At 73.2% G+C, this 7,759-nt stretch carries 4 protein-coding genes; all 4 read left to right on the top strand.

Annotation, left to right across the window (positions count from 1 at the left end; all coding sequences use genetic code 11):
- The first annotated feature begins 448 nt into the window (after window positions 1-448).
- Entirely contained in the window at window positions 449-2,725 is a 2,277-nt protein-coding gene (locus tag FJ309_16805; GenBank protein ID MBM3956235.1) for a redoxin domain-containing protein, read from the top strand.
- A gap of 23 nt (window positions 2,726-2,748) precedes the next feature.
- Window positions 2,749-4,506, top strand: coding sequence for a CRTAC1 family protein (locus tag FJ309_16800; protein ID MBM3956234.1), 1,758 nt, complete (start codon window positions 2,749-2,751; stop codon window positions 4,504-4,506).
- The gene (locus FJ309_16795) at window positions 4,503-5,783 is read left to right on the top strand and encodes a tetratricopeptide repeat protein (GenBank protein MBM3956233.1); all 1,281 of its coding nucleotides are present in this window, start codon (window positions 4,503-4,505) and stop codon (window positions 5,781-5,783) included. Before FJ309_16800 ends, FJ309_16795 begins: the two co-directional genes overlap by 4 nt.
- 351 nt (window positions 5,784-6,134) lie before the next feature.
- A partial coding sequence (locus tag FJ309_16790) for a mechanosensitive ion channel family protein (protein ID MBM3956232.1) occupies window positions 6,135-7,759 on the top strand: 1,625 nt, incomplete at its 3' end.

The raw sequence follows: 7,759 nt of genomic DNA, 5'->3' as shown, positions 1-7,759 counted from the left end.
AAGGGCGTCCCCCTCTGCCGAGCCCGAGCCGAGGCTCCCCGCATGGTCGCTGGTCGATGCGGTAACAGAAGGGCGTCCCCCTCTGCAGAGCCCGAGCCGAGGCTCCCCGCATGGTCGCTGGTCGATGCGGTAACAGAAGGGCGTCCCCCTCTGCAGAGCCCGAGCCGAGGCTCCTCGCGCGCTTCCGCAGCGAAGCCCGACCAATCGCGCCATCCCCGCCCCTCACGACCGTCAAACCCGGCCCCTGCTGGAGCCATGGCAACGGCTGGGTATTCTCAAAGCCATGTTCGCCTCGCGCCTAACTGTCCGTGGACAAAGCCCTCTGAGGCCAGTGTCCACTGAGGCGACCGCGGGAAACGCCGAGGGTTTCCCGGGTCGCCGTCGGCCGCATCCGCCGGCCGATCACTTTTTCCACGGGCTGCTATCGCTCCTCGCGGCACTCACCCTTGTGGCTGTCGTCGCCCCGTGGCGCGCCGTCGCCGACGGCCCCGAGGGTGTCGCCCCCGGTCACTCCGTCCACGGCGAGGCGTTTTCCGTCGGCCCGCGCCGCCGGCTACCACCCCAGCCCGGCTGTGGCGAGGTCCACTTCCCCGTGACCACTTCGGTCCCCGAAGCGCAGACGTTCTTCGACCAAGGCATCGGCCAGCTCCACGGGTTCGCCTACTGGGAGGCGGAGCGCTCGTTCCGCACGGTCCTCGCGCTCGACAAGGACTGCGTCATGGCCCACTGCGGCCTGGCGCTGGCCAACATCCAAAACGAAGCCCGCGCCCGCCAACTGATCGCGCTGGCCACGGGCCCCGCGCTCGACAAGGCGACGCCGCGCGAGAAGGCCTGGATCGAGGCGGTCCGGAAGCTGTTCGCCGAACACAAGAACGACGACGCGCGCAAGGCGGCGGCGACGGAGTTTCTCTCCGCTCTCGAGAAGATCGCCCTCGACCACCCCGACGACCTCGAGTCACGGGCGTTTCTCGTCGGCTTCTCGTGGTGGTTCAAGTCGCGGAGCGGCGTGCCGATCCCCAGCCTGCTGGCCGTCGACGCGCTGGCCGACGCCGTCCTTGCCGTCAACCCGCGCCATCCGATCCACCACTACGTGATCCACCTCTGGGATCACCACCGCGCCGCGCGTGCCCTGCGCGCGGCCGCCGCCTGCGGGCCGGCGGCGCCGGGGATCGCCCACATGTGGCACATGCCGGGCCATGTCTATTCCGAGCTGCGCCGCTGGAACGACGCCGCCTGGCAGCAGGAGGCGGCGGCGCGCGTCGACCACGCCGCCACCCACCGGACCCACGTCTACCCCGACCAGATCCACAACTTCGCCCACAACAGCGAGTGGCTGGTGCGCGATCTCAACCACGTCGGCCGCGTCCGCGACGCGCTGGCGATCGCGGCCAACATGGTGGCGATGCCGCGCGTGCCGCGCGCCAAGGAGGGGAAGCCGGAGGCCGATCAGCGTTTCGACGAGCCGGGGAGCTGCTGGCAGTACGGCCGCGACCGGTTGGTCGAGACGATCCTCGACTGGGAGGCGTGGAGCGTGGCCGCGGCACTCGCCGACACGCCGTACCTCGAGCCGGGGCGCGAATTCGACGACCAGTGGCGGCGCGAGCACCTCCTCGCCCTCGCCGGCTTCGGGCGCGGCGACACCGCCGCCGGCACCGCGGCGCTCGAGCGCCTCGCGGCGATCGAAAGCGGGCTGCGGAGCGAGCGCGTCGCCGCCGCCGACCGCGCCGAGGCCGAGGCCCGCGAGAAGAAGAAAAACCCGGCCGAGATCAGCAAGGCGATGGCCGAGGCGATGCAGCCGCTGTCGGAGAAGATCGAGCGGCTGCAGGCGCCCCTGGCCGAGGTTCGCCTCCGCGCGCACCTCGCCACCGGGCGGATCGACGAGGCGAAGCAGTTGCTCGCGGCGGTCGCCGACATCGACAAGGCCCGGCTCGCGCTGATCCACCACGCCCTCGGCGATCCGGCAAAGGGGCTCGAGCTCGCCCGGGAGCTCGACAAGCGTGAGGCTGACAGGCTCCTTCCGGCGGCGCTGTCGTGCTGGCTCGAGTGGGAGGCGGGAAAGAAGGACGAGGCGCTGATGGCGTTTGCGGCCGTCCGCACGCGCGCCGGCGTGGCCGACACCGATCTGCCGCTGCTCCGCCGGCTCGCACCCGTCGCCGCGGCGGCCGGATGCAGTGGCGACTGGCGCTCGGCCCCGACCCCGGCGACCGACCTCGGCGAGCGCCCCGACCTGGCGCTGCTCGGCCCGCGCGAATGGCATGCCTGGCAGTCGGGCGACTGGACGGCCACCGCGGCCGACGGCGCGCCCGTCAGCGGCGCGTCGCTCCGCGGCCGGCCACACGTGGTCCTCCTCACGCTCGGCGAGGCCTGCGTCCACTGCAACAAGCAGCTCGAGGCATTTGCCGCAAAGGCCGAGGCCTTCGTCGCCGCCGGCCTGCCGCTGGTGGTCGTGAGCACCGACAAGCCGGCCGACATCGCCGCGGTGACGACGCCGCGTCCGTTTCCGGTCCATTCCGGGGCCGACGGGCAGGCGTTTCGGGCGCTCGACGCCTGGGACGACTTCGAGGCCCGCCCGCTCCACGCCACCTGCTTCATCGCCGCCGACGGCCGGATGCGCTGGCAGCACGTGGGCGCCGAGCCGTTCATGCTCCCCGAGTTCCTCCTCGAGGAGGTGAAACGCCTCGAGTCGCTCCCCGAGCCGCCGCCGTTTCCTTCCGCGGGGCCGTGACGGGCCCGAGGGGGACGGCGGCGATGGCGCGTGCCGACCGTGATCGACCGCGGGAGCCGTGGCTGGTGTCGCAACTCGGCCCCCGCCTGCGGCGGATCAAGTCTCCACGACCTGCCATGCCCACGCGCGTGATGGCCGTCGTCGGTGTCGCGGTCGCACTGCTCGTCGCCGGCTGCGCGCGGACCCCTGAGCCGGTCTGGTTTCGCGACGTCGCCGTGACGCGCGGGCTCGACGCCGTGAATGACCCTGGCCCCGCCGGGTCGCACTTCATGCCCCAGAGCATGGGCAATGGCGCGGCGCTGTTGGACTACGACGGCGACGGCCGGCTCGACATCCTCCTCCTCAACGGCTGTGGTCCGCAGGGGCGCTCGCCCCACCGGCTGTTTCACCAGGAGCCCGACGGCCGGTTCACGCTCGTCGCGACCGGCAGCGGCCTCGACTTCACGTCGTTCGGCTCGGGGGTCGCCGTCGGCGACGTCGACGACGACGGCGATCCCGACCTGTGCATCACCGAATATGGCGGCATCCGCTTGCTGATGAACGACGCCGGCCGCGGCTTCCGCGACGTCACCACCGACGCCGGCCTGGCCTCGCGCGCGTGGGGCACGTCGGCGAGCTTCTTCGACTACGACCGCGACGGCCGGCTCGACCTCGTCGTCGCCTGCTACGTGGCCTACGACCCGGCACGCACCTGCCACGCTCCCGATGGCCGCCGCGACTTCTGCGGCCCGAAGGATTTCGCCGGCCAGCCCGTGATGCTGTGGAGAAACGTCAGCGCTTCAGGCGCCGTGCGCTTCGAGGACGTGAGCGCCTCCAGCGGCATCGGGGCGCTGCCCGGGGCGGGCCTCGGCGTCCTCTGCGCCGATTTCGACGGCGACGGCTGGGACGACGTCTTCGTGGCCAACGACCAGCAGCCCAACCGGCTGTGGATCAACCGCCACGACGGCACGTTCGCCGACGAGGCGGTCCTCCGCGGCGTGGCCGTCGACGCCCTCGGCCGCGCCGCCGCCAACATGGGGATCGCCTGGGGCGACGTCGACGGCGACGGCCTCGACGACCTGTTCGTGACCCATCTCGACCTCGAGACCCATACGCTGTGGCGCCAGGGCCCGGCCGGCTCGTTCATCGACGCCACCGCCGCCGCCGGCCTGGCGGCGCTGCGGCGCGGCACCGGGTTCGGCACGGTGCTGGCCGACTTCGATCTCGATGGCGACCTCGACCTGGCGCTGGCAAACGGCCGCGTCCTCGCCGGGCCCTCCGCCATGGCTCCGGGGCTGCCGCCGTTCTGGCGCCCGTATGCCCAACCCAACGATCTCCTCGTCAACGACGGCAGCGGTAGGTTCATGGCCATGCCGCTGCTCGCCCCCGATCTGTGCGCCGTCGCCAACGTCGCCCGGCCGCTGTGTGCCGGCGACATCGACGGCGACGGCGACGTCGACCTCGTCGTCGGCCGCACGGCGCAGGCGCCGCTGCTGCTCGAGAACGTCGCCCCACGCCGGGGAGGGTGGCTATCGGTCCGGGCGCTGCTCCGCGCCGGTGGCCGCGATGCCGTGGGAGCTGTCGTGACGGTCATGGCCGGCGGCCGGCGCCAGCGCCGGCTCGTCCAGCCGGGGTCGAGCTACCTGTCGAGCCACGATCCCTGGTGCCACTTCGGCCTCGGCGCCGCCGAGCGGGTGGACGCGATCGAGATCCGCTGGCCCGACGGGCGGACGGAGGCATTTGCCGGTGGCCCGCGCGACCGCCGGCTGGAGCTTGTCCAGGGCACCGGGGAGGCGCGATGAGCAAGCGCCGCCTGCCGCCGCGCCGTTCCCGGCCGAGCCTTCCCGGACGTGATCGGCAGCCTGCCCGAGGGGCATTGTCGAGGAGCGTGTCGGCGCGTCGGGCGGTGTCGCTGTCGGTCGCGGCGCTGTGCGCGGGGGCTGCGGCGCTTGTCGCGGCGCTCCCGTCGCTCGTCGGCCCGTCGGTGCCGGAGTTGTCTCCGCCCCCCGTCGATCCGGCCGTGGCCCGGGCGCTTGACGCGGCGCGCGCGACCGTGCGGAACCAACCGCGCGTGGCCGCCGCGTGGGGTGATCTGGGACTGTTCATCGCGGCGCATGGCGACGCGCCCCATGCCCTCGACTGCTTCCGCCGCGCCGCGGCGCTCGACGAGGCGGCGTGGCACTGGCCCTACTACGCGGCCGCCACGCTCGGCCCGACCGATCCGGCTGCCGCGGTCGCCGAAGTCGCTGCGGCGATCACCCGCGATCCTGCGGCCTCGTGGCCGCGGCTTGCGCGCGGTGAATGGCTCGCGTCGCTCGGCCGGTTGCCCGAGGCCCGGAACGACTTCGAGGCGCTGTTGTCACGCGAGCCCGACCATGCCCGGGCCCGGCTGGCACTTGCGCGCGTGGCGCTTGCCGACGGGGACCTCGACCAAGCGGAGGCGCTCGCCGAGGCCGTGCGCGGCGATCCGCGCGTGCGCCGCGCGGCAGCGGAGGTTGTGGCGCTCGTGGCCGCGAGGCGCGGTGCGGCCGATGCCGCGCGACGGCTCGCGGCGGAGGCGGCGGCGCTGCCTGCCGACAGCCCTTGGCCGGCCGATCCGTATGCTACCCATCTGGCTGTCCGGCGGGTGGGGCGCGAGAGCCGGATCCGCCGGGTAGCGCAGCTCGAGGCGGCCGGTGAGATCCGCGCGGCTGATCTGCTCACGCGGTCGCTCGAGCAAGAGCATCCGGAGGTCTACGAATTCATCGAGGGGCGGATGCAACTGGCCGCGGGGAACGCGGCGGCGGCGGAGCAGGCGTTTCGCCGGGCGCTGGCGATCGACCGCGAGTCGGTCGACGTGCGGCTGCAATTGGCGCTGGCGCTCGACACGCAGGGAAAAGCGGCCGACGCCGCGGCGGTGCTGCGCGACGGTCTCGCGCTCGAGCCGGGGCACGGGCCGAGTTGGCTGGCCCTCGGGCGCTGCCTGCGCGCGACCGACCTGCCCGCGGCGCGCGCTGCCCTGCGGATGGCGGTGGCGACGATGCCCGGGTCGGCCGAAGCGCGCGGGGAGCTCGACACCCTCGAGGCGGCGGGGCCCTGACGAGGCTTGACCGGACGAAAGGCCAAGCGGTGCCGGGCGTCGGCAAGCGACATCGGGCGATGAGCGGCGCGGGCCTGTGGCATCCAGCACCGCTTGCGACAGCCGCTTGGCCGTGGCTCGTCGCTGGGCTCGACCGCGAGCACTTCGGGGAACGCCGCACGATCGCGAATGCTGTCCCGCCTCTGGGTGGGGATTACGGCGCCGGCTTCGGGCCGACGGGCCCCCGTCGCCGACGGCCGGGGCGGATGGGTAGGCGGGGGCGTTGGAGGTCGGGCGTGACCTTGTCGGTCGACGGGCGGGCTGCTATCCCCCTATCCGTCCGATTGTCCGTTTTCCCCGCCCGGACCCATCATGGTGCTTTCCCCGACAGCGCGGTCCGTTCGGCACGGTCGCCATGCCGCTGCGTGGCAGGCCATCGCCCTCGTGATGGCCTCGATCCTCGTCGGCGGGTTCGCAGCCCCCCGCGCTGCGGCCGACGAGGGCCCGCTCGAGCCGCTCGACATGGCCAGCCCGCAGGCGACGCTCGCCGGGTTCCTCTCGACCGTCGACCGCGTCGCCGCCAACTTCAAGAACCCCGACGCCAGGCGCGGCGTGCGCGGTGAGAACGCGCGCCTGATCCGCCGCGCGCTGGGTTGCCTCGATCTTTCGGCGATCCCGTCGTCGCTCGTCGAATCGGAAGGGCGCGAGGCGGCGGTGTGCCTCAAGGAGGTCCTCGACCGGATCCCCCTGCCGCCGCTCGCGGCGATCCCCGATGCGGCGGCGGTGAAGAGCGCGGGGATCGAGCGCTGGCGGCTTCCCGGGACCGAAATCACGCTGGTCCGTATCGCCGGGGGCCCGCGCGCCGGCGACTTCGTCTTCTCCGCGGACTCCGTGGGCCGCGCGGAGGAATTCTTCGCGCGCGTCCGCGACCTGCCCTACCGGCCCGATGCCGGGACGCCGGGGCTGTTCGAGTCGTATGTCCAGCTCGGCGGGCCGCTGGTGCCCGAGGCGCTGATCAACGCCCTGCCCGCCTGGGTCCATGCCACGGTCGCCGGCGAGACGGTGTGGCAGTGGGGGGCCACGCTCGTCGTCGTGCTCGTCGGGCTGGCGCTGGTGTGGGGAGCGCTGCGGATCCGCAGCCGTGCGGCGGGGGACAGGCTCGAGGTGGTCGAGCGGCTCCTGCTGCCGGCAACGCTCGTGGCCGTGGGACTTGCCGTCGACTCGCTCTGCACGCAGCAGATCCGCCTCACCGGCGACACGCTGGTGGCGGTGAAGGTCGCGGCCCGCGCGGTGATGCTCGTCGGCGTCGTGACCGGCGTGCTCGATGCGGTCGCCTGGGCGACCGAGTGGTTTCTCACCTGGCGCGGCCTGGGGAACGATTCGATCGAGGGGCAGGTGGTGCGGCTGGCGAGCAACGTTGGCCGGTTCCTCCTCGTCGCCTGGATCCTGATCGCCACCGCCGACTCGTTCGGCGTGCCGGTCACGCCGCTGGTGGCGGGGCTCGGGGCCGGCGGGCTGGCGATCGCGCTGGCATCGCAGTACACGGTCGAAAACCTGATCGCGGGCCTGGTGATCTTTGCCGACAAGCCGGTGCGGATCGGCGACGAGTGCCAATATGGATCGGTGCGCGGCCGCGTGGAGCGGATCGGCCTGCGGTCGACGCGGATCCGCGGCACCGACCGGACGGTGATCTCGATCCCCAACGCCGAGTTCGCCAAGTCGCAGTTGGTCAACTATTCAGGGCGCGACCGGATCCCGCTGGCGATCACGCTCACGCTCCCGGCCGGGGGCGGCCCCGCGGTCTTGCGGCAGCGGCTCGAGTCACTGCGGGTGCTGGTCGCCGCCCATCCTGGGCTCGATCCCGAGGCGTCGAGCGTGACGCTCGGTGATCCGTCGGGCGATGGCGTCGCGGTCGAGATCGCCGCGGTCTGCCTCGGCAGCGACGAGCGCGCCGCCCGCGCCAGCCGCGAGCAATTGCTGCTCGAGGCGCTCGAGGT

Source organism: Planctomycetota bacterium (assembly GCA_016872555.1).
In the GTDB taxonomy this organism is placed as follows: Bacteria; Planctomycetota; Planctomycetia; order Pirellulales; family UBA1268; genus F1-20-MAGs016.
This window is presented reverse-complemented; position numbering and strand designations above follow the sequence as displayed.